At 42.1% G+C, this 25,856-nt stretch carries 25 protein-coding genes; 8 read left to right on the plus strand and 17 right to left on the minus strand.

All coding sequences use genetic code 11. The annotated features are described in order from the left end of the window. Positions 1-121: 121 nt before the first annotated feature. From ACP14V_RS05220 to ACP14V_RS05235, 4 genes are all read left to right on the plus strand, one after another. Entirely contained in the window at positions 122-547 is a 426-nt protein-coding gene (locus ACP14V_RS05220; protein ID WP_136565864.1) for an organic hydroperoxide resistance protein, read from the plus strand. 152 nt (positions 548-699) lie between these two features. Next, positions 700-1,242, plus strand: a complete 543-nt coding sequence (locus ACP14V_RS05225) for an RNA polymerase sigma factor (protein WP_136565865.1) — start codon at positions 700-702, stop codon at positions 1,240-1,242. Then, the gene (locus tag ACP14V_RS05230) at positions 1,226-1,813 is read left to right on the plus strand and encodes a hypothetical protein (RefSeq protein ID WP_272609636.1); all 588 of its coding nucleotides are present in this window, start codon (positions 1,226-1,228) and stop codon (positions 1,811-1,813) included. Before ACP14V_RS05225 ends, ACP14V_RS05230 begins: the two co-directional genes overlap by 17 nt. Next, a complete protein-coding gene (locus tag ACP14V_RS05235; protein ID WP_272609637.1) occupies positions 1,785-3,236 on the plus strand; it encodes a hypothetical protein in 1,452 nt (483 codons plus the stop codon). Before ACP14V_RS05230 ends, ACP14V_RS05235 begins: the two co-directional genes overlap by 29 nt. Before the next feature lie 95 nt (positions 3,237-3,331). On the opposite strand, the gene msrA is transcribed toward ACP14V_RS05235, so the two are convergent. Further along, complete coding sequence (gene msrA / locus ACP14V_RS05240; protein ID WP_272609638.1) at positions 3,332-4,024, minus strand: peptide-methionine (S)-S-oxide reductase MsrA; 693 nt, start codon at positions 4,022-4,024, stop codon at positions 3,332-3,334. A 405-nt stretch (positions 4,025-4,429) separates the two neighbouring features. Between msrA and ACP14V_RS05245 the strand changes: the two genes are divergently transcribed. After that, complete coding sequence (locus tag ACP14V_RS05245) at positions 4,430-4,666, plus strand: hypothetical protein (RefSeq protein ID WP_272609639.1); 237 nt, start codon at positions 4,430-4,432, stop codon at positions 4,664-4,666. 176 nt (positions 4,667-4,842) lie between these two features. On the opposite strand, the gene ACP14V_RS05250 is transcribed toward ACP14V_RS05245, so the two are convergent. The 10 genes from ACP14V_RS05250 to ACP14V_RS05295 form a co-directional block, all read right to left on the minus strand. Then, positions 4,843-6,420, minus strand: coding sequence for an amidohydrolase family protein (locus ACP14V_RS05250; RefSeq protein ID WP_272609640.1), 1,578 nt, complete (start codon positions 6,418-6,420; stop codon positions 4,843-4,845). 15 nt (positions 6,421-6,435) lie between these two features. Further along, the gene (locus tag ACP14V_RS05255) at positions 6,436-8,955 is read right to left on the minus strand and encodes a M14 metallopeptidase family protein (protein ID WP_272609641.1); all 2,520 of its coding nucleotides are present in this window, start codon (positions 8,953-8,955) and stop codon (positions 6,436-6,438) included. A 43-nt stretch (positions 8,956-8,998) separates the two neighbouring features. Next, positions 8,999-10,216, minus strand: a complete 1,218-nt coding sequence (locus tag ACP14V_RS05260; protein ID WP_136565872.1) for a sensor histidine kinase — start codon at positions 10,214-10,216, stop codon at positions 8,999-9,001. Between the two features lie 165 nt (positions 10,217-10,381). Further along, a complete protein-coding gene (gene secA / locus ACP14V_RS05265; protein ID WP_272609642.1) occupies positions 10,382-13,744 on the minus strand; it encodes a preprotein translocase subunit SecA in 3,363 nt (1,120 codons plus the stop codon). A 138-nt stretch (positions 13,745-13,882) separates the two neighbouring features. Further along, positions 13,883-14,107 carry a DUF2795 domain-containing protein gene (locus tag ACP14V_RS05270; RefSeq protein WP_013551418.1) on the minus strand — a complete coding sequence of 75 codons (225 nt, stop codon included), beginning with the start codon at positions 14,105-14,107 and terminating at the stop codon, positions 13,883-13,885. Between the two features lie 122 nt (positions 14,108-14,229). Beyond that, a complete protein-coding gene (locus ACP14V_RS05275; protein WP_272609643.1) occupies positions 14,230-14,790 on the minus strand; it encodes a cob(I)yrinic acid a,c-diamide adenosyltransferase in 561 nt (186 codons plus the stop codon). Positions 14,791-14,845: 55 nt separating this feature from the next. Further along, positions 14,846-15,007 (minus strand): hypothetical protein, encoded by a 162-nt coding sequence (locus tag ACP14V_RS05280; RefSeq protein ID WP_272609644.1) that lies wholly within the window; start codon positions 15,005-15,007, stop codon positions 14,846-14,848. A gap of 16 nt (positions 15,008-15,023) precedes the next feature. Then, positions 15,024-15,524 carry a hypothetical protein gene (locus ACP14V_RS05285; RefSeq protein ID WP_272609645.1) on the minus strand — a complete coding sequence of 167 codons (501 nt, stop codon included), beginning with the start codon at positions 15,522-15,524 and terminating at the stop codon, positions 15,024-15,026. Between the two features lie 2 nt (positions 15,525-15,526). After that, complete coding sequence (locus ACP14V_RS05290; RefSeq protein ID WP_272609646.1) at positions 15,527-17,404, minus strand: ABC-F family ATP-binding cassette domain-containing protein; 1,878 nt, start codon at positions 17,402-17,404, stop codon at positions 15,527-15,529. A gap of 15 nt (positions 17,405-17,419) precedes the next feature. Beyond that, positions 17,420-18,589: a DUF4105 domain-containing protein gene (locus ACP14V_RS05295; RefSeq protein WP_272609647.1), complete on the minus strand. Its 1,170-nt coding sequence runs from the start codon at positions 18,587-18,589 to the stop codon at positions 17,420-17,422. A 90-nt stretch (positions 18,590-18,679) separates the two neighbouring features. Between ACP14V_RS05295 and ACP14V_RS05300 the strand changes: the two genes are divergently transcribed. Beyond that, positions 18,680-19,414 carry a CDP-alcohol phosphatidyltransferase family protein gene (locus tag ACP14V_RS05300; protein WP_272609648.1) on the plus strand — a complete coding sequence of 245 codons (735 nt, stop codon included), beginning with the start codon at positions 18,680-18,682 and terminating at the stop codon, positions 19,412-19,414. After that, complete coding sequence (locus ACP14V_RS05305; protein WP_272609649.1) at positions 19,401-19,856, plus strand: PH domain-containing protein; 456 nt, start codon at positions 19,401-19,403, stop codon at positions 19,854-19,856. The genes ACP14V_RS05300 and ACP14V_RS05305 overlap by 14 nt, the downstream gene beginning before the upstream one ends. Here the strand turns inward: ACP14V_RS05305 and lptB are convergent. The 4 genes from lptB to ACP14V_RS05325 are packed head-to-tail and all read right to left on the minus strand — an operon-like array spanning position 19,853 to position 22,798. Further along, positions 19,853-20,593, minus strand: coding sequence for an LPS export ABC transporter ATP-binding protein (gene lptB / locus ACP14V_RS05310; protein WP_136565880.1), 741 nt, complete (start codon positions 20,591-20,593; stop codon positions 19,853-19,855). The genes ACP14V_RS05305 and lptB overlap by 4 nt on opposite strands. A 57-nt stretch (positions 20,594-20,650) precedes the next feature. Beyond that, the gene (locus tag ACP14V_RS05315; protein WP_116218205.1) at positions 20,651-21,001 is read right to left on the minus strand and encodes a carboxymuconolactone decarboxylase family protein; all 351 of its coding nucleotides are present in this window, start codon (positions 20,999-21,001) and stop codon (positions 20,651-20,653) included. Next, the gene (tatC, locus tag ACP14V_RS05320; protein WP_272609650.1) at positions 20,991-21,833 is read right to left on the minus strand and encodes a twin-arginine translocase subunit TatC; all 843 of its coding nucleotides are present in this window, start codon (positions 21,831-21,833) and stop codon (positions 20,991-20,993) included. The genes ACP14V_RS05315 and tatC overlap by 11 nt, the downstream gene beginning before the upstream one ends. Continuing rightward, complete coding sequence (locus ACP14V_RS05325; RefSeq protein ID WP_272609651.1) at positions 21,833-22,798, minus strand: KpsF/GutQ family sugar-phosphate isomerase; 966 nt, start codon at positions 22,796-22,798, stop codon at positions 21,833-21,835. Before ACP14V_RS05325 ends, tatC begins: the two co-directional genes overlap by 1 nt. A 188-nt stretch (positions 22,799-22,986) precedes the next feature. Between ACP14V_RS05325 and recQ the strand changes: the two genes are divergently transcribed. Beyond that, positions 22,987-25,188 carry a DNA helicase RecQ gene (recQ, locus tag ACP14V_RS05330; RefSeq protein WP_136565884.1) on the plus strand — a complete coding sequence of 734 codons (2,202 nt, stop codon included), beginning with the start codon at positions 22,987-22,989 and terminating at the stop codon, positions 25,186-25,188. Here the strand turns inward: recQ and ACP14V_RS05335 are convergent. Further along, entirely contained in the window at positions 25,185-25,580 is a 396-nt protein-coding gene (locus ACP14V_RS05335; protein ID WP_272609653.1) for a DUF2752 domain-containing protein, read from the minus strand. The two genes, recQ and ACP14V_RS05335, sit on opposite strands and share 4 nt — an antisense overlap. After that, complete coding sequence (locus tag ACP14V_RS05340) at positions 25,564-25,851, minus strand: CD225/dispanin family protein (protein ID WP_236640873.1); 288 nt, start codon at positions 25,849-25,851, stop codon at positions 25,564-25,566. The genes ACP14V_RS05335 and ACP14V_RS05340 overlap by 17 nt, the downstream gene beginning before the upstream one ends. Positions 25,852-25,856 lie beyond the last annotated feature (5 nt).

A 25,856-nucleotide genomic window follows, 5' to 3' on the forward strand; every position in this document is an offset into this window, starting at 1 on the left:
TTCACACAAATTTAATAACTGTAATTAGGGACATCCATCTACAAATGGTAACTTCTCATGTTGAATATTGGATAGTAGATTGACTAGTCCGATTTTTAAGAACTTAACACCTAATTTACAGATGAAAACTATTTTTGAGAGTAAGGCTACCAATACGGGAGGACGTTCCGGGCATGTACAGAGTGAGGATGGGGTAATCGATTTTGACATCAGTATGCCCAATTCCAAAGGAAAACCTGATTCAAAATCCACCAATCCAGAGGAACTTTTTGCCGCAGCTTATTCTACCTGCTTTGCAGGTGCTTTACAAGCTGTTGCCAAGGAACACCATATTGACGATTTGGGGGATTTCAGTGTTACGGCCACTATTGAATTCAACAAAGAGGAGGATGGTTTTTACTTGGAAGCAACCTTAGATGCTTACCTGCCTACAGTTGATAAGAATATGGGGGAGACGTTGATCAATGCCGCCCATGAAATTTGCCCATATAGCAAGGCCACACGGGACAATATTACCGTGCACTTGAATCTTCTTATGGACGAATAAAAGATTGAAATATATATCACTAAAATAAATCCCGTTGAACCTTCAACGGGATTTTTTGTTAAAAAACTGCAAAAAGAGAACTATTTTGCAACGTTGTTTTTTTTCCATCGTCCTTACATAGAACAACAAATTAACCCAACATAAAACCGACCGTGTTTCAAATTGATCTGGTTGAAAGATGCAAGGCCAACGACCGCAAGGCGCAAGTAAAACTGTACCGCCAATATTGCAATGGTATGTACGGAGTGGCCATGCGCTTTTTAAAAAACCCGGATGATGCCGAGGATGTCCTCCAAGAATCCTTTATCAAAGCTTTTCAGCGTATTGATCAGTATAAAGGCGAGGTTACGTTTGGGGCATGGTTAAAACGGATAGTGGTGAATGGGAGTATAGATTTTTTGAAATCGAAGCACCAAAGAACCATTGAACTAAATGAGAATTATTTACAGGTAGCTGAAACGGATGATTGGAAGGTAGATGGAGGAATATCCATGGAAGAGGTAAAAAAGGCTATTGAGGAATTGCCAGCAAAGTACCAATATGTGGTGCAGCTTTATTTAGTGGAAGGCTATGATCATGGGGAAATAGCAGAGATATTGGAAATCTCTGAATCGGCCTCACGTACCCGACTATTGAGAGGGAAGGCACAATTGAAAGAAACATTAAAAGATATAGCTTATGGCACAGGATCTTAAAGAAATGTTCGCCAAAGAGCGGGAAAGGACACACAGCATGAAAGAAGGGCACGAGGCTCGGTTTTTGTCCAAATTGGAGAAAGAGCTTCCGAGTCCCACCAAAAATAGGACTCCCCAGATTTTTTGGATGCGAATTGCCGCTTCGGTTGTGGTTATTTTGGGAGTTACCGCTTACTTTTTATCGGGGGAGCAAAAAATATCCCCAGTTACAGACCAAGTGGTTGGGAATGAGACCAAGATCCAGCAAACCTTTTCTTTGGGTGATTTGTCCCCAGATTTGCAGAAAGTAGAGAATTATTATCTCACCAATATTAATCTGCAACTTTCAGATTTGGAGTCCAACCCGGAGAATAAGGAAGTACTGGACAGCTATATGGCGCGATTGGCCGAACTGGATGCGGAATACCGCCGACTGAACGTAGAGCTTAACGAAATAGGTCCCAATGACCAGACCATTGGTGCCTTGGTAAAAAACCTTCAATTGCGATTGCAGTTGTTACAACGATTAAAATCAAAGTTAAATCAATTAAAATCATCAAAAAATGAACAGGAATCATCAAATATGGTTTAGCCTGATGCTCTTTGTGATGGCGGGTACCGCTATCCAGGCACAAGAGAAATCAAAAACGTACAAGGAGACCTTCAATGTTGACAAGGAGGCCGTCATCAACCTGAATACCAGTTATGCAGACATTGAGTTTGAAACGTGGGACAAAGACCAAGTGGAAGTAACTGCCGTGGTGGAACTGGAAGGGGCCACTGACGAGGAGGCAACATCGTATTTTGAGAAAGATCTGATCAAGATCATGGGCAATAGCAAGGAAATTGAAGTTCGCACCCAAGGAAACCGTTTTGGTCCCATGGTATACGATTTCAACAGTAATTTTGATTTTGTTTTTCCTGATGTGCCCTCCGTGGAGCATATCATGGCAGATATTGAAATTCCGGTGATTCCAGAGATTCCCGAAATTCCAGAGATAGTTGTTATTCCCGAATTGCCCCCAATGCCGCCCATGCCCTTTATGGAGTTTGATTATGATGCTTACAAAAAAGATGGGGACAAATATTTAAATGAGTGGAAGAAGAACTTTGATAAAAATTTTGACAAGAAGTACAAAAAGCGTTTTGAGGAATGGAGCGATCAATTGAAAGATCGGGCCAAGGAAAGGGAGGAAATGAGAAAGCAGATGCAGGAGGACCGTAAGCAGCTCATGGAGGAGCGCGAACAAATGCGAAAGGAAGTTAGGGAAGAAGTGAAGGCGCAGAGAGAGGAAGCAAGAAGCCAGCAGGAAGAGATGAAACGCGAGCATGAAAGGGTATTCCGTATTCATAAAGATGGTCCCAATGTATTTTATTATTCCTCGGAGGATGGAAAACATAAGGAATACAAGGTGAAAAAGCGTATCAAGATCAAAATGCCCAAGTACATTAAACTTAAAATGGATGTGCGGCACGGTGAGGTGAAATTGGCCGCCAATACAAAGAACATTAACGCAAGCTTGTCCTACGCAAGCTTGCTTGCTTCTACCATCGATGGCAGTAAGACCAGTATAAAGGCTTCGTATTCCCCCATTGTGGTACAGCAGTGGAACTATGGCCAGCTACAGACCGATTTTGCCGAGAACGTAAACCTGAATGAAGTAAAGGAGTTGAAATTGAATTCCGTGTCATCCAATGTGTTTATTGGAAAATTAAAAGGAAAGGCTTTGGTGAACAGTACTTTGGGAGCTTTGAGTATTGATACTGTGACCGATAGTTTCAGTACTATTGATGTTTCCGTGGAGAATGGGGAAGTAGCGTTTAAATTACCTTCGGTGGCGTTTTCAATTTATGTGAATGAAACAGCCTCAGAATTTACCTATCCAAAGTCCATGGTATTGGAAACTTCCAAAAATCATGCTACCCAAGTACACAAAGGGTACTATATCAATCAAACAGACAATAAGTCCATAAATATCAACTCCAGATATAGTGATGTTGTCCTGAAGCAATAAAGCTTCCTTTTCTCTCCAAGCTCCAGAAAACGCGCAACGCTTCTTTCCTAGTTGTTTTTCTGGATGTAATCACAAATACTTTTTATAAACCCGAATTAATGGGTGTCTTCCTTTAAATAAGATCCAAATTTGGCCTTAAACCTATTTAACCTAGGAATGGATACTTGTTGGATGTACGGATTGTTGGGATGCTTTTTCTCGTAGTCTTGATGGTATTCCTCGGCCATGTAGAATTTTTCAAAGGGCTTTACCTGGGTAACAATGGGTTTTCCAAATACATTGGCAGCTTCCAATTTGGCAATGTAATCCTCAATGGTTTTCTTTTGAGTGTCATCTTTATAAAAGGCGATGGACCGGTATTGAGCACCACGGTCCGGCCCTTGACGATTTAGGGTGGTAGGATCATGGGACCCAAAGAAGACCTGTACCAATTGGGGAAATGAGATAACATTGGGATCGTAATATACTTCAACGGCTTCTGCATGATCTGTACGGCCGTATCCCACTTGTTCGTATGTTGGGTTCTTTTTCTTTCCGCCCGAATAACCTGAATAAACCTCTTTAACCCCCTTTACGCTTTCAAAAATGGCTTCAACACACCAAAAACAACCACTGGCAAAATAAGCGGTCTCATACTTTTGGAGTTCTTCATTCGATGGGGCCATTTGTTTTAGAGTCTCTTTCTGTTCTTTTTGGCCCATTTCCTGTTTGTTGTTTTTGGTCTTGGACTGACAACTTATAGATGTAAATAATAGTAAAGTCAAAAAGGAAATCTGAATGGTCTTCATTTGTGTTGTTTTTTGCTTAGTAGGGATAAGATAGCAACTATTACGATGAGGGGTGTTAAAAAGTGTTAATCGATGTTTTTGGAACCTTTTCCAATAGCCTTTCCGTATTTGAGTAAAAAATCAAATTTGTAAGTTTTTTACCACTTTAAATCTATTTTCTGTATTTCTTTTCCTACAAATAATCTCTTTGTTTACAAGGGTTTGCAGAGATTCGGTCTTTAAAACGATCGATGAAATGCACGCCGAATCGGTGTGCTGTTTTTTGACCCAAAATCGTTCATCGACGATAAAAAACACTTTATCCAAGAAAAGTTTCTACACCGAAAAAAAAGGGGGGTTTAGCGACAGAAATCTGATCCAGGGGTCATTCGAGGGTAGATTTACATTGTAATAAAAACCCAAATCATGAAAACAATTTTAACCATCATCGCAGTAATTTTCTTCGGAACAGTAGCTATGGCACAAGATGCTAACAAAGAAGTTAAAGTTGATACCGTTACTGTAGGAGTTGAATTGAACATTGATATCCAGAAGCAAGCCAAAAAGGAAACTGAGGTTGCTAGGTTGTACAAGTTCAAAAACTCTAGGGTTAAAAAAGAGCTTTCTTTCAAAACCAAAAAGGACAGAGCTAAATTGGCATAATCATGATTGTGGGTATCGTTATTCCATTTACACTTTTTCTAGGGGTTGCTTTTGTGATGGCCTCAATAGTCTTTTCGTTCCGAAAAAAAATGTTCCAATAAAAAAGCAGGATGTCAGTATTTTATATACTTCTATCCTGCCAAAAATTAATTTAATCCCAGAATCGTTTATGGATGCTATTTTGATCCCGGTTGCTTTAGGTTGTAGTTCAATTTTTCTTTTGCTTGTTGTACTTGCTTCTTTACGTCCCGTAAAAGTGCCTTCGCGTCGTAAACGATTCCGTCTTTAACGGTATAGGTAACCCCGCCCACACGGACCACTTCATTATCTTCGGTCAGCTTAATGGCTCCTGTACCATAGAGTACCTTGAAGTTCCGTAGCGGATTTTCCGCTAGGATTACAAAGTCGGCCATCTTACCAACATCCACTGTGCCAATCTTATCAGAAGCACCTAATGCTTCCGCTCCATTCAACGTAGCAGACCGAATGATTTCCAAGGGATGGAACCCCGTTTCACGTAGCAATTCCATTTCCCGGATATAGGCAAATCCATACAATTGGAATATAAACCCGGAATCTGACCCCGTGGCCACACGACCACCTCGGTTCTTATATTCATTGATAAAGGTCATCCAGAGTTTGTAGTTTCGTTTCCATGCCACCTCTTGTTCCGTGCCCCAATCGTGCCAATAGGAACCATGGGAGATCATACTGGGTTGATAAAACTCCCAAAGGGAGGGCAAGGTGTAGTCTTCATGCCATTCGGCCCTTCTTGCCCGATGCAAGTCCCTACTGGCTTCATAAATATTGAATGTGGGAACCAACGTAAAATCCAAACTGATGAGCTCATCCATGACCTTGTTCCAATGTTCGGAATACGGTTTGGCGGCCTGTTCCCATAATTTCCCGGCCTCCTCAAAACGATGTTGCTCATTCTGGTAGTTGTAGTCCAACGGATAATCCTGAACGGTTCTATCTTCAAATAGCGCCTCAGGAAGGCCGTACCAGTGTTCCATGGTGGTTAGACCTGCCCTGGCAGAATTGAGGACGTTCCATCGAGCTACATCGGTCTGGGCATGGTGACATGCGGACCGTAACCCCAACTTTTTGTTTTCATCCAAGGCAGCGGTCATGATTTCTGGAGGGGCACCAAAGAACTTGATGCCATCCGCTCCCCGTTCGGCATTGGCGCGTACCCATTTCCGAGCTTGCTCAGGAGTACTTATGGCAGAACCGTTCAAGGGATTGAAATCCCCACCTTGCTGACCAAAACCGGTATAGGCATAAATACGTGGGGCAATGATTTGATTCTTTTCACTTTTCCGTTTGAGGTCAAGTGTCCAGTCTACACCTCTACCACTAGGTTCCCGAACGGTGGTGATGCCGTGTGCCATCCAAAGTTTGAACACATAATCGGAGTCTGCCCCTTGGGCTTCACCACCAATATGGCCATGCATATCTATAAATCCCGGAAGGAGGTACATACCGGAGCAATCCAACTCCTTGCCCCCGGGTTTTAGCTTGGGCCTTTTGGTTTCATCTATTTTAACACCAGGGTACCCCACCACTTGGATGCTTACAATTTTATTGTTCTCCACAACAATGTCTATAGGACCTCTTGGCGGTGAACCGTTGCCATTGATTAAGGTTACCCCTCTGATGATAAGTTGCGAAAATGGTCCTTCACTCATGCTCTCTTGACCTGTGGCCCAGAGAAACTGAAGTGATATTACAAGGAAAAGTATTTTTTTCATGATATCTGGTGTTGGTTATTCTGGAACCTCAATCTTATCCCCTAAAAACAATGCATTTAGGAACAGACGGTTGGTGCCGTACCATGACCCCCGGAAATTGGGGTTGTCGGCAAAAAGTACCACACGACCGCTTCCCACCTCACTAACAATTAAAGAGGCAGAGGGTTTAAGGTTTTCTTCCATATTCTTGGAAGTGATAAAGCCATCAATATGCGGATTTTTGGCATACTTGCCTACGGTTGCATAGGCATTCTTGCTTGGAGCCAACCAAACGGAATTGTTCTTGTATACTGGAATGGAAGTGTCACGATATCCAAAGGCCAAGGGGTGGGTCACATCCAAATCTACCTTAAAAATAGCTCCTCCCACACTTTCCTTGCCAATGTTCTCTGGGGCATCCACATAAGGTTTACGTTCCACAATTGCGGTGGAGTCTTTCTCCTGTTCGGTCAATTTTTCCTTGACCAATTTTTTATCGATGGCCCATTTAGAAGCCGTTCCAATAGTAATCAAAGTATTGCCTTTACTTACCCAATCTTTGATTTTTTTAAGTTGGTTTTCGGAGAAATCATAGTTTCCGGATATCATAACCAAAGTGTTGTACTTGTCCATATCCAACCTGTTGAAATTCCGCAAAGGCACCTTGGTAATGGGCATATGAACACGGGTATCCAATAAATGCCAAACCTCTCCGGCTTCATAGGACCGTGTGCCATCGCCAATAAGCATAACTGCTTTGGGTTTGGTAATGGGAGAGACGTACCTGCTGCCCAAATCAATCCCCTGCAGGCTATATCCTGATGGAATGGCATAGCTAGGAACCTGAAATTTTTGTTGGGCCTCTTGTACCAATTCGTACACAGTATTGGCATCTTTCTTTTGAAGACTCACCGGAACAACCAAGGCCCCATAGTTGAACTTTTTATCACCAGTGGTTGTTTTTATGGTAAATGGTTTAAAGGAAGAAGAAAGCACCAATCCTTTTTGTTGAAGAAAATGCAACGCGGCTACAGCATTATAATCATCATAATCGATGATATAGGCATACCTTGATTTTTGCACGGCCGGTGAATTCACAAGACCATCTGTGGAAGTTACTTTCTCGCCCAAGTTTATGTTATTCACTGGACTATATTTCATATTGTAGAAATTGGCCACGGACCAAGCTGAAGCATCATAATAAACACTGTCCCGATATTTACCGTAGGTTTCAAACATGGTCTGCACCATTCTGTACTGTGGTTGGCGTGTGGGCACCACAAACCTGTTCCCGGATTTATAAACATCTATCTTGTGCAATAACAGCTTGTCTACAAAAGCCTTTACACGATTGGCGTCATGATCATCCCCAAACGTATATCCTTGAATTCGGCTCTTTGAAGCATTAGTGAGTCCACTTTTAAAGAAATCTTGTTGGTATTTGCGTAGCATGGCCTTGTTTTCAACCGCTGCTTTAACGGTGGTGATGCTAGAGGTGTATTGATTTCTGATTGTGAACGGAAAAGTAATTTCCCCGAAATCGGTGGTTTGCTTATGCCCCCTAGAGCTTGCCTGCTCAAATAACAATCCCAAACCGCCCTGAAGATCAGGGTAGGAGGAGCCGTAACCAGGATAGGTTCCATCAAAAACTTCTTTGGTGAAGTAAAAAGAACCAATACTGTCCAATGCTTTGGAGAAATAATCACCAAAAAGATTGTTGAGGTCTTCGTAGTTTTCTTTGGGCATGATGGGGTTTAGGGAGCCATTGGTCTTCATCGGTTCAAAAAAATACGTGCTCTGGCTACCCATCTCATGAAAGTCGGTCACTACATTGGGGTACCACTCATGATACCAAGTCAATTTGCCCCTACTTTCTGGGTGAATGGCCAATAACCAGTCCCTATTTAGATCAAACCAATAATGGTTGGTCCGGCCCATGGGCCAGTATTCGTTATGTTCGGCATCGGCAGGGTCGGCCACCAATGGATTGCCTTGATACATATTGGCCCATTGGGTATGCCTGTCCCTTCCATCTGGATTAATGGTAGGGTCGATAAAAATTACGCTATTCTTTAAGTAATTCAATATTTCAGGATGGTTGGAAGCGGTCAAGGTGTAGGCGGTCAGCAAAGCTGCTTCGGAGCTGGAAGGCTCATTCCCGTGGACGTTGTACCCCAAATTGATGAAAATGGGGACCTCATCATAATTGGTTGGGGTTTGGGACGGGTCTGTAAATTGAAGGTGTTTTTGCTTCAATTGTTCCAGGTTGTTCAAGTTTTCTGGTAAAGAAACCGTTAGTATGACCAGTTTTCTTCCTTCATGTGTTTGACCGTATTGGTGGATGCTGGCCCTATCCGAAACTTCAGCAAGTTTGGTTAAATAAGCCACGATGAGGTCGTGTCGCGTGTGCCTATCACCAATGCCGTACCCCAAAAACTCTTCAGGCGAGGGTACATTATCGTTAAAAGGGTGGAATTTCTTAAAAAAGTAATCTTGGGCAGATACTGAAAAGGTAATACAGACAAGGAAGGTTCCTAGGAGTAGTTTTTTTAACATGCGATGAAGATTAATGATAATCTTCTAAAGATAAAAAAACAGTTTAATCAACAGAGTTGAATTCCTCTATAATTTCCTCAAACTCTATACGATAATAGGTTCCTTTCTTGGCATAATCACGCGAAATGGTACCTCTTAGCTGGCGTGTTAGGTTATAGATAAGTTTAAGTCCCAACGAATTTGTTGTTCTGGGGTTGATGTCCTCGGAATACCCAATGCCATTATCTCCCAAGAACATCTCATAACGATCATTGGGCAGCTTGTGCAAAGAAATATGGATTTCCCCATCATGCTCTTCCGTTATACCATATTTAAGAGCGTTGGTAATGGTTTCGTTGATAATAAGTCCAAGGGGAATTATGGTATCTATACTGAGCTTGTTGTCGTCAATATCCAGATTGACCTTGACACTATTGGAGTTTCCTTTTACCGAACGTACCAGGTAATCGCATAATTCCTGTACATAGGGCTTAAGTTCAATTTTTGAAAGGTAATCGTCCCGCTTGTAGAGCATTTCGTGCACCATGGCCATGGATACAACCCTATTCTGACTACTTTTGATGATGTTGCTGATTTTTTCATCGGCTATGGCACGGGATTGTAGACTCAACAGGCTGGAAACGGTCTGTAGATTGTTCTTGACCCGATGGTGGACTTCTTTTAGTAAAATTTCCTTCTCCTGGATGCGCTCTTGAATCTCGTTTCTGGACTTGTATAATTTGTGATGCGCCCTTAAGAGATTTTTACCAAAGACGCCGCCCAATAAATAGACTGCAAAAACGGCACTCAAGAATGCAAACCAATCCCTGGATTCCAAAGGAATGGTATTTTCGGTAACCTTAAAGTTCCCAACATCATACAGAAATAAAATGGCGAGCACAGATAGGTTAATAATCAAATAGAGCTGTCCGAACACCTTGGTGGTCACATAACCGGCAAAAACTACAATGGCCAGTACAAAAACAAACGGGCTTTGAATACCACCACTATATATGGTTACCAAAGTGGCGCCAATCATGGCCAAGACCGAAGTGAGATTGTATGTGAGGATAAGGTTTTGGTGTTGCTTGTAAAGAAGTGTGTTTACCAAATTTACGACGGCAAAACCAAAGCAGGCATACGGAATCACGCCTTTAATATCCAGAAGAAAGAGGCAGATTATCCCTAGGATAAATGCGAACAAAGAAGAGCTATAATTAACTTTAAGTATCAAATCAATTTTATCTTGTAATCGATATCTGTCCTTAATAGGAATCTTCATATGCTACGCTTGGTTGTTTTCCTCTACTACGATAAGGTTGAAAATGGAGTAGTAAAAGTAGCTTGTTACGGGGTGTTTGTGCTGTAAATCTAAAATGTTTTTTGATATAATCAAAAGCGGCAGCTAAAATCGCTGCCGCTAACTAAATTTTTATTTTTTTGGAAATTAATCCTCCACAAGAACCCACTCGCCCTTTTCAATAAGGGGCTCAGCTTGTTTGTACTTGCAGGTTTTACTTTCCCCGGACATCACATTTTTAATGGTGACCCGGTCGTTCCTGCCAATTTTTGGTTTTTCACGCACAATGGTCTCGGTAATTTGTGGTCTTTGCCTTTGGGTCTGTCCTGCAGCTCTGTTCTGGGCAGCTAGTTCATCACTGTTTGGAATTTCTTCTTTTGAGGTTTGAAGATTTTCCTTGGGCCTTCGCACATTTCTGGCTTCTTGGATTTGACTAGTGTTTTCTGAAGGCAATTCTCCCTTAAACAGGAATGAAATTACTTCTTTGTTCACCTTGTCTATCATTTCCTTAAAGAGTTCAAATGCCTCGAACTTATAAATCAAAAGCGGATCTTTTTGTTCGTGTACGGCCAACTGGACAGATTGCTTCAACTCATCCATTTTTCGCAAATGCGTTTTCCAGGAATCATCAATGATGGCCAATGAGATATTTTTCTCAAAATCAGTGATCAATTGCTTGCCATCTGTAGTATAGGCTTTTTCCAAATTGGTGATCACATTCAAGGTTTTGATGCCATCGGTAAAAGGTACCACAATGCGCTCAAAATTGTTGGATTGGTCTTCGTATACCTTTTTGATGACTTGGAATGCCGTATGGGCACTACGCTCCATTTTCTGTTGATAGAACTGGTAGGAAGCCTTGTAAATGGTATTTGCAATTTCCTGAAAGCTTAATTTCTTAAATTCCTCTTCACTAATGGGTGATGTAATTGAGAAGTACTTGATCAGTTCAAACTCGAAGTTTTTGTAATCATCGGCCATTTTATTGGTTTCTGCGATTACCTCACAAGTATCGTAGATCATGTTGGCAATATCCACCTTAAGCCGTTCCCCTTGCAAGGCATGCTTTCTACGTTTGTAGACCACTTCCCTTTGGGCATTCATAACATCATCATATTCCAAAAGACGTTTACGGATACCAAAGTTGTTTTCCTCTACCTTTTTCTGGGCCCGTTCAATGGATTTGGTCATCATGGAATGTTGAATGACCTCACCTTCTTCCAAGCCCATTCGGTCCATCATTTTGGCTACTCTGTCCGACCCGAACAAGCGCATCAGGTTATCTTCCAGAGAAACATAGAACTGCGAGCTACCTGGGTCTCCCTGACGTCCGGAACGACCTCTCAACTGTCTATCCACACGTCTGGAATCATGGCGCTCCGTACCAATAATGGCGAGACCGCCGGCATCCTTCACCTCGTTGGATAGTTTAATATCCGTACCTCTACCGGCCATGTTCGTGGCAATGGTCACCACGCCTGCTTTTCCAGCTTCGGCAACAATGTCCGCCTCTTTTTTGTGAAGTTTGGCGTTCAATACATTATGGTTGATTTTGCGTACACTCAGCAATTTGGAAAGCAGCTCTGATATTTCCACTGAGGTAGTACCGATCAACACAGGTCTTCCAGCGTTGGCTAGTCCGGTAACTTCTTCAATAATGGCATTATATTTTTCACGCTTGGTCTTATAGATCAAATCATGTCTGTCATCACGGGCAATGGGTCGGTTGGTTGGGATTTCCATCACATCCAACTTATAGATTTCCCAAAACTCACCTGCTTCAGTGACCGCTGTACCAGTCATACCGGCCAGCTTGTTGTACATTCTAAAATAGTTCTGAAGGGTGATGGTGGCAAAGGTCTGTGTCATGGCCTCGATCTTCACATTTTCCTTGGCCTCGATGGCTTGGTGAAGCCCATCGGAATAACGTCTACCATCCATAATACGACCGGTCTGCTCATCAACGATCATTACCTTGTTGTCCATGACCACATATTCCACATCTTTTTCAAAAAGTGTGTAGGCTTTTAATAGCTGTGTCATGGTATGGATGCGTTCACTCTTTACCGCAAAATCTTTGAAAAGGTCTTCTTTTAGCTCTGCCTCTTTTTCAATTTCTAGATCTTGATTTTCAATTTTGGCGATTTCACTACCGATGTCGGGCATCACAAAGAAATCCTTGTCTTGATCTCCTGAAATATAATCGACTCCTTTGTCTGTAAGCTCTATTTGGTTGTTTTTTTCATCGATTACAAACAATAATTCGGCATCGATTTTGGGCATTTCCCGATTGTTGTCCTGCATGTAGAAGTTCTCGGTCTTCTGCAACAATTGTTTAACCCCTTCTTCACTCAAAAACTTAATGAGCGCTTTGTTTTTGGGAAGCCCACGGTGTACACGTAGCAAAAGGAATCCACCTTCCTTGGTGTCACCTGCTGCGATAAGTTTCTTGGCTTCTGCCAAAACACCTGTCAGATATTGGCGCTGTTTTTGGACGATGTCCGAAACCTTTGGTTTTAATTCGTTGAATTCATGACGGTCACCTTCCGGTACGGGACCAGATATGATCAATGGGGTCCGTGCATCGTCAATCAATACCGAATCCACCTCATCCACAATGGCATAATGGTGGGGACGCTGTACCAAATCTCCCGGGGTATGCGCCATATTGTCGCGCAGGTAGTCAAAACCAAACTCATTATTGGTTCCATAGGTGATATCGGCATTATAAGCGGCCCGTCTTCCATCAGAATTAGGTTGATGTTTATCTATACAGTCCACGGATAAGCCATGGAATTCAAAAATGGGTGCCATCCAAGCACTGTCCCTTTTGGCCAGATAGTCGTTAACGGTTACCAAGTGAGCACCTTTGCCGGCCAAGGCATTTAGATAGAGTGGGAGAGTGGCCACCAATGTTTTTCCTTCCCCGGTCTGCATTTCGGCTATTTTTCCTTGATGCAGTGCAATACCTCCAATGAGCTGTACATCGTAGTGTATCATATCCCAAGTTACTTCCTTACCAGCGGCATCCCATGAATTTTTCCAGATGGCGGTGTCGCCTTCCAAAGTAACATAGTCTTTGTCACCGGAAAGAGCCCGGTCAAACTCTGAAGCAGTGACCGTAAGCGTTTCATTGGCCGCAAAGCGTTTTGCGGTTTCCTTTACCACTGCAAAGGCTTCAGGGAGGATGTTATTCAATGTTGTCTCCGAAATTTTATAGGCTTCCTCGTTGAGTTTGTCTATTTCGGAGTAGATTTCTTCATTGCGGTCTATGTCGTTGGAATTGTTTACCTCTTCCTGTAAAGCTGCAATTTTGTCATTGATTTCTTTACAGTCTTCGGCAATCAAGCTTTTAAAGGCCGTGGTTTTTTGTCTAAGCTCATCGTGGGACAATCCTTCCAATTGTTCCTCGAAGGATTTTATTTCTTTGACCAAAGGTTGTAGGGACTTTACATCTTTCTCCGATTTATCTCCCACAAAAACCTTCAGTACGGAATTTATAAAACTCATGAATTGTGTTTTTTTTTAGAATGGCAAAAGCTGTTCCATTGATGGGATTATGTTGGAAATCTTTTGCTAGGCTGCCAAAATTACATAAAAAAAAGCCTCAAATGAGACTTTTTAACGTGCTTTGTTTATTCTGAAAATCTAATATTCATCCTCATTCCAGAGGTAGTCTTCCTCGGTGGGATAATCTGGCCAGATTTCCTCGATGGATTCGTATATTTCGCCACCCTCTTCCTCCATGGACTGTAAATTTTCTACAACTTCCAACGGAGCTCCAGTACGGATGGCGTAATCTATTAGTTCGTCTTTGGTGGCTGGCCAAGGCGCATCACTTAAATATGAGGCTAGTTCTAATGTCCAGTACATAGTAACGGTTTGATTTTAAATTTTTTGCAAAAATAATTTTTAAACCCAATTTGCCAAGTAAAAACTGCATTATTTAAAAATTATTTTGACATTGGCAAAACTCTAACGTTAAAAAAACAGATTTATTGGTCCAATTTCTCGGGAATCCACTTGACTTCATCGGCTTTCAAATCTTTTGACAACTTTCGTGCCAAGACAAAGAGATAGTCAGACAGGCGGTTTATATAGGACAGTAAGGTTTCAGGAACCGATTCGTTTTCGTTCAGATAAGAAATCATACGTTCTGCTCTGCGGCATACGGTTCTGGCAATATGACAGTATGACACGATGGTATGTCCTCCCGGCAAGATAAAATGTGTCATCTGGGGAAGATTTTCGTTCATAGCGTCCATTTCCTTTTCCAATAATTCTATATCGTCAGAATTGATACGTGGAATTTTAAGTCGATTATCCTTTTTGGGTTCTGTGGCCAGAATGGACCCCACTGTGAAGAGCTTTTCCTGGATAAGGGCGATTGTTTTTTTGGAATGGGTATCTATCTTCTGATCACGTAACAGCCCCAAGAACGAGTTGAGTTCGTCAATGGTGCCGTAGCTTTCTATGCGGATATGGTGTTTGGGAACCCGTGTCCCTGTAAATAATGCGGTGGTACCTTGGTCCCCTGTTTTGGTATATATTTTCATAAGTTTTCAGTAGTCAGATTTCAGATTTCAGATATCTGATATCAGAAGTCAGTGATTATTGTTCATCGTCCCGGTCACGCATTCGTTTTCCATCCATAAATCTTCTGGATTTCCTGCGACGGGTACCGCGCTTGTTTCGGAATATGATAATCAAATAAATGAGTCCCAACACGGCCAGAACGTACCAAATGGTGTTATCTGTTGCTACATTTTCCATACCTAAATTTACTTTTTTATATCCGAATGGTGAAATGTTCCTTGACCTGTTCTTTTCGAACAAATAGAACCCCACAATGAAATAGGTCCATACTTACCGTAATATTTGGTGATTCAATGAGGTTTTTCCATTCAAGTTCGCTTTCTGGGTCTTCATGAATGGAGTCTATCAAAACCATACTGTCATTGTGCAACTTTCCATTGGAGAGAAGTTTCTCCAAATCATGGGCATCCAAATACTTCGTATACAAAATATCAACCATGTTTTCACTAGGGCGTACTTGAGGGAAATAGATTTCGACCAATTTTTCAAGGTCCGGATTTTTATGGATATATATGGTTTTGACCTTAAAATAGCCGATGCTTTTTAGCAATACATTTGCTGTTTTATCCTTGCTGAATTTTCCTTTGGCGTACAGGCATTTGGTTACATACTTGAAGACAAATGGTGAGTGGACTCCATGTTGGTTGGTGGATTTTGATAAAAACTTTAGAAAAGTACCAAATCTGAACCACATACTTATCCTTCTAAAATGGCTGAAAGTTCAAACCAACGTTCTGTTTTTTCTTCAATGGTATCTGAAATTTCTTTGAGTTCAATGGAAAGCTGGTTGATTTCGTCACCGCTCAAATCGGGGTTTGTAAACTTGTTCTGTAAAACCTCTTTTTGCTCCTCTAGTTTTTGAATGTCCTTTTCCAGTTGTTTGTATTCTTTTTGCTCCATGTAGGACAGCTTACCGCTGTTGTCCTTTTCCTTCCAATGGGTTTTTTCCGTTTTTTCCGAAGCATTGCCCTTATTTTCCCGTTCCTCGGCAATCTTGCTGCTCTCGTACACCCTGTAATCGGTATAGTTGCCCGGAAAGTCTTCAATAACCCCATTTCCTTTAAAGACAAACAAGTGGTCCACGATCTTGTCCATAAAATAGCGGTCGTGCGATACCACGATCAAGCAGCCAGGAAAATCCAAAAGGAAACTTTCCAACACGTTCAGGGTAACAATGTCCAAATCGTTGGTGGGCTCATCAAGAATCAGAAAATTGGGGTTCTGTATGAGTACGGTGCATAAGTACAGGCGCTTACGCTCCCCGCCACTGAGCTTTTCAACAAAATCGTACTGTTTTTTTCTATCAAAAAGAAAACGCTCCAGTAGCTGTTGGGCAGAAATTTGTTTGCCCTTTTTAAGGGGGATATAGTCCCCAAACTCCCTAATGACATCAATGACCTTTTGCCCCTCTTTCTCGGGAATACCTTTTTGGGTGTAATAACCAAATTTTAACGTGTCGCCCACCACTACCTTTCCTCCATCAACCGTTTCTTGTTGGGTGATGATATTCAAAAATGTGGACTTTCCTGTGCCGTTCTGCCCAATAATGCCCACTCGTTCCCCTTTGGTGAAGGTATAATCGAACTTATCCAGAAGTAACTTTTCCCCATATGATTTGGAAATTTTGTGCAGCTCCAGAATTTTACTGCCCAAGCGTTCCATGTTCAGTTCCAGTTGTACCTCGTGTTCTTTACGGCGTTGGTGCGCCCTTTTTTTGATTTCGCTAAAGTCATCAATCCGGGATTTGGACTTTGTGGTACGTGCCTTGGGTTGTCTCCTAATCCAGTCCAACTCTTTTTTGTAGAGTTGTTTGGATTTGTGTTGTTCCACTTCCTCCCGCTCCATTCGGGATTCCTTTTCCTTAAGGAAATAAGTGTAATTTCCTTTGTAGCTGTACAATTGATTGTTGTCCAGTTCAAGGATTTCATTGCAGACCCGGTCTAGGAAATACCGATCGTGGGTCACCATGAACAACGTGATATTTTCTTTGGCAAAATAGGTTTCAAGCCATTCGATCATTTCAAGGTCTAAATGGTTGGTGGGCTCATCCAGAATAAGCAAGTCTGGTTTGTTGAGCAGGGCATTGGCCAAGGCCAAGCGTTTTCGCTGTCCTCCCGATAGTGTTTTTACCTTGGCATCGAGTTGGGTCAGTTGGAGTTGGAAGAGAATTTGCTTGTATTGGGTCTCAAAATCCCAGGCGTTGAGTCGTTCCATGGCCTCAAAGGCTTTTTGGTAACGTTCGGTGTCCTCGGGGTTTTCCACAGCTTTCTCATAGTTGGAAATGACCCTCAACGTTTCATTGTCCGTGGCCAAAATGGTCTCCTCTATGGTAAGGTTGGGGTCCAGACTGGGTTCTTGCTCCAAAAAGGCCACTTTAATCCCCTTACGCACCGTTACTTGCCCCGTTTCGGTAGCATCTTTCCCGGACATGATGTTGAGGATGGAAGTTTTTCCACTTCCATTTTTGGCGATGAGAGCTATCTTTTGGTCTTTGTTTATTCCGAAGGAAATATCAGAAAATAAGACCAGCTCCCCATATGATTTAGATATGTTCTCTACCGTTAATAAGTTCATGGAGAATGTTTTGTGCTATAACTTGGAATACCGCAAGAGGTAGACATATCGAATAGCAAGGGTCAAAAGTAAAGGAATCAGCACAGGTGAAAAAATCTGGACCTTAATTATCCAAAATAGCAACATGAGGCCTATGAGGCCCAATACTGTCCATAAATATTTCGGTAGCCATTGCGGTAATTTGTCTTGGAATATAAATACAAAAGCAACTATCGCGTTGAGGGGGAAGGCCCACAACACATTAAAATTTTTGGGTGTTGAAGTGTGATCGGTGGCCAACCATAACACCAATAGAAAAGTGCCGACCAACCCGGTCAACAAGAACAAAGTGAAATCCAACCAACGGCTTCGTGTTTTGTGTTGATGGTCAAAATAGGTGATCAAGGCCGTGAATCCCAACAACAAGCAGAACCAAAACAAAGGAGATAGTGGAAAGAAGCTTTGTTGTATATGTTCATCATAATCCAAAACGGAACGCTCTCGCTTCAATAAGGGTTTTCCATTCAAGGAGGTATGGCGTATCTGTTCCATGGCGTAATAGGGCAGGAACATATGTTCCTGTACAGTAGCCTTTCGGTCTACTACGGAACCAAAAGCCAAGTCTATACCAAACATGGACCAAGAGTTGATATTCATAAATTGCCTCACTAATTGTCGGAAGGTGTATTGTTCATTCAAATAAGAACCATCAAAAACAATGGCATCCCCAAATTGGTCTTTTAGGATGTCCCCGGTAATGCTGGAGCAATTGTTCAGTAGCGGGTCGTAAAGATAGTCCCGGTTTTGGGGCAGGTAATTGTTCTCGAAAAAAGCAAGCAGTTGATTTCTTTGCTCAAGGGTGAGGTCCAAAATTTGTTCCTTGACCCATCTTTTCTCCATTTCATATTCAAAAAGAAAGTCATCAAAACTGCGTCTGGAAAGGGAGTAGATCAATTTTCCCTTGACGAAGTTCAGGTAGAAATTGGGTCGATTAAAATCAAACGTACCATAATTATAGACCACATCTATTCCCAACACAGAATCCTGCACCCGGAACGAACTATGCCCAAAAGCATAGTAGAGCTCATCGCCAGCGGCACAGGTGAGGAGACTTACCTGTGACTTTTCTGAGAGTTGTGGAGCTTGGGCAAGCGCCTGTACCCCTAGTAAAAGTGATATGGTGAAAAAAAGGATTCTTGCCTTCATGGTTTGATTTGTCTGGGCAAATATCAGAATAAATACGGCTCAGCCGAACATCAAAATCTTTTTACCTTATTTTTACGGAAATTGAAATTTATGAAGTCGTATATTCCCAATTTTCTAACACTACTCAATGTGTTCAGTGGTTGTGTGGCTACCGTCTTTGCCGTGCTCAACCATTTGGAATGGGCCGCTCTCTTTGTCTTTATTGGGATTTTTTTTGATTTTTTTGACGGTTTGGCTGCTCGCTTGCTCAATGTGCAAAGTGAAATTGGGGTACAGCTAGATTCCCTAGCTGATATGATTACCAGTGGATTGGTGCCTGGGATTGTTATGTTCCAATTGCTCAATATGGCGGAACGTGGCGGATGGAACCTCGGTTTTTTTGGCCACGATGATGAAATTACCCTATTACCTTTTTTAGGTTTTGTGATCACCTTGGCTTCAGCATACCGTTTGGCAAATTTTAATGTGGATGAGAACCAAGTTTCCTCATTTAAAGGATTGCCTACACCGGCCAACGCCCTTTTGATCCTTTCCTTGCCCCTTATTTTATTGTATCATACCAATGAGGTGCTCAGTGGAATTATACTGAACCAATGGTTTTTGATAGGTTTAACCCTTCTCAGTGCTTATTTATTGAATTCCAAAATTGAACTTTTTGCCTTGAAATTTGACAATTGGAGTTTTAAGGACAATGCGGTGCGATATCTGTTTTTGATAGGTAGTTTGATTATGCTGCTGACCTTAAAATTTTTAGCGATTCCTTTGATCATTGTTTTTTACTTGATCGCTTCGGTTTTGAACTTCCAAAAAAATGCCCAAAGCTGAACAAAAGTATGTAGATGGTAAAGTATACCCTTCGAAAGTAGGGTTGGAACTTCTTGTTCCAATTCTATTGATTTCTGGTGCGGGCATGGTTCCTGCAATCAAAGAAGGGGCTTGGGTAAAATTGGCCATCCCAATCGGAATCCTGATTTTATTTATTGCCATATTTTATTCCATATCCTATGAAATTAAGAAGGAGGTGCTGGTGGTCAAATCCTTTTTTTGGTTCAAAAAAGTAATTCCCATTGAATCAATTAAGGCTATTGAGGAAACTTACAACCCTATTTCGGCTCCTGCCGCATCCTTGCAAAGACTTGAAGTGCGTTATGACCGATTCAACAGCATCATTATTTCGCCAAAGGACAGGATGGGTTTTATTACGCATTTGAAGACATTATCACCATCTATTCAGGTGAAAGTGAAAAAATGGGAGGGGAAGAGCTAAAAGTCCAGTTTCTTTTTTCGAAGCTCGAAGTTTTGCCCCAAGTATACCTTTCTGACCATTTCGTCCACAGCCAATTCTTCGGGAATCCCCGCTTTTAAGATTCCTCCTTCGAACATAAGGTAAGACCGTTCAGTAATGGCCAAGGTTTCCTGAACGTTGTGGTCCGTGATCAAAATACCAATGTTTTTGTTCTTCAATTGGGCCACGATTCGCTGAATATCTTCCACGGCCACGGGATCTACACCGGCAAAGGGCTCATCCAACAAAATAAACTTTGGATCGGTTGCCAAGGCGCGGGCAATTTCGGTACGTCGGCGTTCGCCCCCGGACAATAAATCACCCCGGTTTTTACGGATATGCCCCAGACCAAATTCGTCAATAAGCGACTCCATTTTCATGTGTTGCTCTTTTTTGCTCAGTTTGGTGAGTTGCAATACGCTAAGGATGTTTTTTTCAATGCTCAATTTCCGGAATACCGAAGCTTCTTGTGCCAAATAGCCAATACCGTTCTGCGCCCTTTTGTACATGGGAAAGTTGGTAATGTCCATGTTGTCCAAAAAGATTTGACCTCCATTGGGTTTTATAAGGCCTACAATCATGTAGAAAGATGTAGTCTTACCTGCTCCATTTGGACCCAATAGCCCTACGATTTCACCTTGGTTTACTTCGAGCGAAATGCCCTTGACAACTTTTCGGCCCCTATAGGCCTTCATTATATTTTCTGCGCGTAGCTTCATACGAATGTGCCAAAACTAAACATATTCTATTTTTGCGGCGTGTTCTTTTGGTTTTTTTTAAGCATCGTGTTCCTCCAAATCTTCCCAAAATTCATAGGCCCTGCGCAAATGGGGAACCACAATGGTTCCTCCGACCAAGGTAGCGATACCCAAAGTTTCCATAACTTCTTCCTTGCTGGCCCCTGCCTTTTTGGAGTGCTCCAAATGGTATTTTACGCAGTCATCACAGCGAAGAACGGCAGAAGCAACCAAGCCCAATAACTCTTTGGTCTTTACATCCAAAGCACCGGCCATATAGGCATTGGTGTCCAAATTAAAGATACGCTTGATGAGTTTGTTGTTCTCGGCAAGCAATTTTTCGTTCATTTTGGAACGATAGGCATTGAACTCGTCTACACTATTTGGCATTTTTTCTCTCTTTTTCTTTTTTGGCTTCTCTCTTTACGACCATGCTGGAAATCCGGATGCTAATTTGATACAAAATAAGTACAGGTACGGCAACCACAATTTGGCTGGTTACATCGGGAGGTGTAATGATTGCTGAAAGAATCAGGACAATCACCAAAGCTATTTTTCTATATTTTCTCAAGATTTCCGGAGTCACCAACCCTACTTTGGTCAAAAAGTAAATGATGATGGGCAGTTCAAACATGATGCCACAGGCAATAACCGATGATCTTACAGCGCCTACATATGAGGCGAGGTCTATTTCATTGAGTACCTCTGAACTGACTTGATAGGTTCCCAAAAAGTTAATGGATAGGGGGGCTACCACGTAATACCCGAAAAGTACCCCTAAGAAAAACAAAGAGGATGCGGTCAGAATAAAACCACGGGAGTATTTACGTTCGTTCTCGTAAAGTCCCGGGCTGATAAATTTCCACAATTCGTACAATATGTATGGGAAACCAAGGATTATACCCGCCCAAATAGAGGTCCAGATGTGGGCCGAAAACTGTCCGGCCATCAATCTACTTTGAATGGTAAATGGCATCTCATCTCCACAAAACTCGGAATTAATGCCAAAATAAGTGGCGATTCTACAAAAGAACTTATAGGTGGGAAAGTCCATGTTCTTGGGTCCGAACAAAATGGTGTCAAAAATAAATCCTTTGAAAACGAATGCCGCGCAGGCAATAATAACTATGGCCAAGGTTGAGCGTATCAAGTGCCATCTCAATTCTTCCAAATGATCCAAAAAGGACATCTCATCTGGATTTTTCTTTGCTGTTTTTGCCATTATAGGATTCCCTCGTTAATAAGGTTATGGATATGGACTACCCCAGCATAGGCCCCATTGTCAAAGGCCAATAGTTGGGAAATCCCTTTTTCTTGAAGTAATTCCAATGCGGTTACCGCAAGGGTGTCCACATCTACAGATTTTGGGTTGGAGGTCATGATATCTTTGGCGGTAAGCCCATTGATGTTGTCATATTTGCTCAACATTCTTCGAATGTCCCCATCGGTAACAACACCTACTACCTTGCCATTTTCAATGACTGCCGTAACACCCAACATTTTTTCAGAAATCTCAACAATCACCTCTTTTACATTTGAGTTGACATCGACTTGCGGTTTTTGGTTGTTCACCACAATATCTGCAACCCGCAAATATAGCTTTTTGCCCAATGCGCCACCGGGATGGTATTTGGCAAAATCTGAGCTGGTAAACCCTCTGAGTTCCAACAGGCATATGGCAAGGGCATCACCCATGGCCATCTGTGCCGAAGTGCTGGTGGTAGGGGCTAGATTGTTGGGGCAAGCTTCTTTTTCCACATAGGTGTTCAGTACAAAGTCTGCTTGTTTGGCCAAGACCGAATCCAAATTGCCCGTAATCCCGATCAATTTGTTCTTTCCAATTTTGATTAAAGGAAGTAATGCCTTTATTTCGGGGGTATTGCCGCTTTTGGAAAGACAAATTACGATATCGTTTTCTTGAATGGTGCCCAAATCGCCATGGATGGCATCTGCGGCATGCATAAAAATCGCAGGGGTTCCGGTAGAATTTAATGTGGCCACTATTTTGGAGGCTATAATGGCACTTTTTCCCACTCCGGAAACCACAACCCTTCCCTTAGATTCCAAGATATACTGTACGGCTAGGGCAAATTGTTCGTCAAGCTGGCTAATAAGATTGCCTATGGCCTTGCTCTCGATTTCCAGGGTTCGTTTTGCAGTGGATAAAATAGACTGAATGTCGCTCAATGTAATTAACGGATTAACTGATTGTATTCCTAAAAGAATGTCTTATATTTAAGTTTACAAACTTAATCAAACTATCTTTTATGTCCATTTATGGAAGATAGAATACTTCCTACTTTTAAATGACGTTGAAAATTTAAAGTCAAGCCCCATTTTATACAGGGGGTTAGATTAAAATCGAAAATGCGGAAATGAGTCTTACGAATACTGAGTTGCACGCCTCGCTAAAAAAGATTTTTGGTTTTTCAAAGTTCAAGGGACTTCAGGAAAATGTAATACAAAATGTGCTTGATGGAAAGGACACTTTTGTAATCATGCCAACGGGTGGAGGTAAATCCTTGTGCTATCAACTCCCGGCCATCATGAAAGATGGTGCGGCCATAGTCATATCGCCCTTGATTGCCCTGATGAAAAACCAGGTGGATGCCATTCGAGGCATATCCGAGCAGCAAGGAATAGCCCATGTGCTTAATTCTTCATTGACCAAGACCGAGGTAAAACAGGTCAAGGAAGATATGGTCAATGGTCTTACCAAGTTGTTGTATGTGGCGCCGGAATCCTTGACCAAAGAGGAGAATATAGAATTTTTAAGGAGTGTTAAGGTGTCTTTTGTTGCGGTAGATGAAGCCCACTGTATTTCGGAATGGGGACACGATTTTAGGCCCGAATACCGAAATTTAAAGGGGATTATCAATCGATTGGGGGATGATATTCCCATCATTGGACTTACGGCCACGGCCACACCAAAGGTGCAGGAAGATATTATAAAGAATTTGGGCATGACCGATGCCGAAGTATTCAAAGCCTCCTTTAATAGGCCCAATTTGTTCTATGAGGTCCGTCCCAAGACACAGAATGTAGATGCGGATATTATTCGATTTGTAAAGCAGAATCAAGGGAAATCAGGAATCATTTATTGTTTGAGCCGAAAACGGGTAGAGGAATTGGCCCAAGTGCTTCAAGTGAATGGAATCAGTGCCGTGCCCTATCATGCCGGCTTTGATGCCAAGACACGTTCCAAATACCAGGATATGTTCCTGATGGAAGAAGTGGATGTGGTAGTGGCTACCATTGCTTTCGGGATGGGGATAGATAAGCCCGATGTCCGCTTTGTCATCCACCATGATATCCCAAAGAGTATAGAAAGTTATTACCAGGAAACCGGAAGGGCCGGAAGAGATGGGGGTGAAGGACATTGTTTGGCCTTTTATGCCTACAAGGATGTGGAGAAATTGGAAAAGTTCATGTCTGGCAAGCCTGTGGCCGAACAGGAAATAGGCAATGCCCTATTGCAAGAAATTGTAGCGTATGCCGAAACGTCCATGTCACGGAGAAAATTTATCCTGCATTATTTTGGGGAAGAATTTGACGAAACCAATGGAGAAGGGGCCGATATGGATGATAATGCCAGAAACCCCAAACCCAAAGAAGAGGCCAAGGACGAAGTGGTGAAACTCTTGAAGGTCGTTAAGGACACCAATGAAAAATTTAAGACTAAGGAAATTGTAAAAGTATTGGTGGGCAAGGTCAATGCTATGATCTCATCGCACAAAACCGACGAAAAACCTTTCTTTGGCATTGGTTCCGATAAGGATAAAATGTATTGGATGGCCCTTATTAGGCAGGTTTTGGTGGCAGGATTGTTGAAAAAGGAAATAGAGCGTTATGGTATTCTGCATTTGACTCCAGCAGGGGAGGTATTTCTGCAGAAACCGGAATCCTTCATGATGACCAAAGATCATGTTTACACAGAAACAAGTAATGATGCTGTGGTTGCCGCTGCAAAATCAGGTGGAGGTAGTGCCGATGACAATCTGTTAAAATTGCTCCGAGACCTTCGAAGGGGTGAGGCAAAAAAGATTGGAGTGCCTCCTTTTGTTGTGTTTCAGGACCCTTCGTTGGAAGACATGGCCCTAAAATACCCTATTTCAATGGAGGAGATGCTCAATATCCAAGGAGTAGGGGAAGGTAAGGCCAAAAAATATGGAAAACCATTTGTATCACTGATTGCCAAGTACGTTGAGGAGAACGATGTGATTAGGCCCGAGGATTTAGTGGTGAAGAGTACGGGGGCCAATTCAGGGTTAAAGCTATATGTGATTCAAAGTGTGGACCGCAAGTTGCCGTTGGATGATATAGCTTCGGCTAAGGGATTGCAAATTCCCGAACTTATCAAAGAAATGGAGCAGATTGTCTTTAGTGGGACCAAATTGGATTTAGGGTATTGGATAGATGAAATCTTGGATGAAGATCAGCAAGAAGAGATTCACGAGTACTTTTTGGAAGCAGATACGGACTCCATCTCCCAGGCCATAGAAGAGTTTGATGGGGATTATGAGGATGAGGAACTCAGACTCTACCGACTCAAGTTTATCAGTGAAGTGGCCAACTAAGGGGCCAAAAGTTCAAAAGGATATAATTTCAGGTTTCTAAGTACCATAAATAGCAGTACAACAACCAAGAGTACCAATGGCGCGTATCGATAACCGAGAAGGCTCTTCCCTTTAAGAACCCCAGCTTTTACAAGTAAGTGTTGCAGGATCACAAATAGTGCAGGCAACAAGAGGGCATTGTGTCCTATAGCGTCGCCAATACGCAAATGCAGAAGATCATGAATGGCTCTTTGGCTGCCACATCCAGAACAATATATGCCCAAATATTGGTGCATGGGGCACTTTGGAAATAGCAAACCATTTTCTGGATTAAAGGAAAAATAAAGGAGTATTGCCACTACGGACAATACTCCCAATCCTACTACCAATATTTTTTTAGTAGCTGCCTGCATTGGACAGAGCCCCTAAAAATGCAACGCCGAAGAAAGCTACATAGATAATCCAGATCAAGACAGAAAGCCCGATTCCTATGAAAGCCCACATTTTTGCATTCTTCGATGCTTTTTCAGCTTCTGCATATTCTCCGCGGGCATAGCATTCATTTACTTTTGATGCGTAAATGATACTTGCAATTCCTGTGGCAATACAGCAGAAAATAGTGCTTAAAATGGCCAAGACCATATAATTGTTCGGTTTTGGCGGCATACTTTGGTTAGTTTCCATTATAG

Origin of the sequence: Flagellimonas alvinocaridis (assembly GCF_965248585.1) — a bacterium.
Classification (GTDB): Bacteria; Bacteroidota; Bacteroidia; order Flavobacteriales; family Flavobacteriaceae; genus Flagellimonas; species Flagellimonas alvinocaridis.

Bases quoted from the DNA above. Each gene is read 5' to 3' on its own strand.
- ACP14V_RS05220 (WP_136565864.1), top strand. From the start codon at position 122: ATGAAAACTATTTTTGAGAGTAAGGCTACCAATACGGGAGGACGTTCC.
- ACP14V_RS05305 (WP_272609649.1), top strand. From the start codon at position 19,401: ATGCCCAAAGCTGAACAAAAGTATGTAGATGGTAAAGTATACCCTTCG.
- msrA (WP_272609638.1), bottom strand. From the start codon at position 4,024: ATGAAGACCATTCAGATTTCCTTTTTGACTTTACTATTATTTACATCT.
- ACP14V_RS05235 (WP_272609637.1), top strand. From the start codon at position 1,785: ATGAACAGGAATCATCAAATATGGTTTAGCCTGATGCTCTTTGTGATG.
- ACP14V_RS05255 (WP_272609641.1), bottom strand. From the start codon at position 8,955: ATGTTAAAAAAACTACTCCTAGGAACCTTCCTTGTCTGTATTACCTTT.
- ACP14V_RS05230 (WP_272609636.1), top strand. From the start codon at position 1,226: ATGGCACAGGATCTTAAAGAAATGTTCGCCAAAGAGCGGGAAAGGACA.
- ACP14V_RS05295 (WP_272609647.1), bottom strand. From the start codon at position 18,589: ATGAAGGCAAGAATCCTTTTTTTCACCATATCACTTTTACTAGGGGTA.
- ACP14V_RS05275 (WP_272609643.1), bottom strand. From the start codon at position 14,790: ATGAAAATATATACCAAAACAGGGGACCAAGGTACCACCGCATTATTT.
- ACP14V_RS05250 (WP_272609640.1), bottom strand. From the start codon at position 6,420: ATGAAAAAAATACTTTTCCTTGTAATATCACTTCAGTTTCTCTGGGCC.
- ACP14V_RS05300 (WP_272609648.1), top strand. From the start codon at position 18,680: ATGAAGTCGTATATTCCCAATTTTCTAACACTACTCAATGTGTTCAGT.
- ACP14V_RS05285 (WP_272609645.1), bottom strand. From the start codon at position 15,524: ATGTGGTTCAGATTTGGTACTTTTCTAAAGTTTTTATCAAAATCCACC.
- ACP14V_RS05290 (WP_272609646.1), bottom strand. From the start codon at position 17,404: ATGAACTTATTAACGGTAGAGAACATATCTAAATCATATGGGGAGCTG.
- recQ (WP_136565884.1), top strand. From the start codon at position 22,987: ATGAGTCTTACGAATACTGAGTTGCACGCCTCGCTAAAAAAGATTTTT.
- ACP14V_RS05270 (WP_013551418.1), bottom strand. From the start codon at position 14,107: ATGTACTGGACATTAGAACTAGCCTCATATTTAAGTGATGCGCCTTGG.
- lptB (WP_136565880.1), bottom strand. From the start codon at position 20,593: ATGAAGCTACGCGCAGAAAATATAATGAAGGCCTATAGGGGCCGAAAA.
- ACP14V_RS05245 (WP_272609639.1), top strand. From the start codon at position 4,430: ATGAAAACAATTTTAACCATCATCGCAGTAATTTTCTTCGGAACAGTA.
- ACP14V_RS05260 (WP_136565872.1), bottom strand. From the start codon at position 10,216: ATGAAGATTCCTATTAAGGACAGATATCGATTACAAGATAAAATTGAT.
- ACP14V_RS05340 (WP_236640873.1), bottom strand. From the start codon at position 25,851: ATGGAAACTAACCAAAGTATGCCGCCAAAACCGAACAATTATATGGTC.
- ACP14V_RS05315 (WP_116218205.1), bottom strand. From the start codon at position 21,001: ATGCCAAATAGTGTAGACGAGTTCAATGCCTATCGTTCCAAAATGAAC.
- ACP14V_RS05335 (WP_272609653.1), bottom strand. From the start codon at position 25,580: ATGCAGGCAGCTACTAAAAAAATATTGGTAGTAGGATTGGGAGTATTG.
- ACP14V_RS05280 (WP_272609644.1), bottom strand. From the start codon at position 15,007: ATGGAAAATGTAGCAACAGATAACACCATTTGGTACGTTCTGGCCGTG.
- tatC (WP_272609650.1), bottom strand. From the start codon at position 21,833: ATGGCAAAAACAGCAAAGAAAAATCCAGATGAGATGTCCTTTTTGGAT.
- secA (WP_272609642.1), bottom strand. From the start codon at position 13,744: ATGAGTTTTATAAATTCCGTACTGAAGGTTTTTGTGGGAGATAAATCG.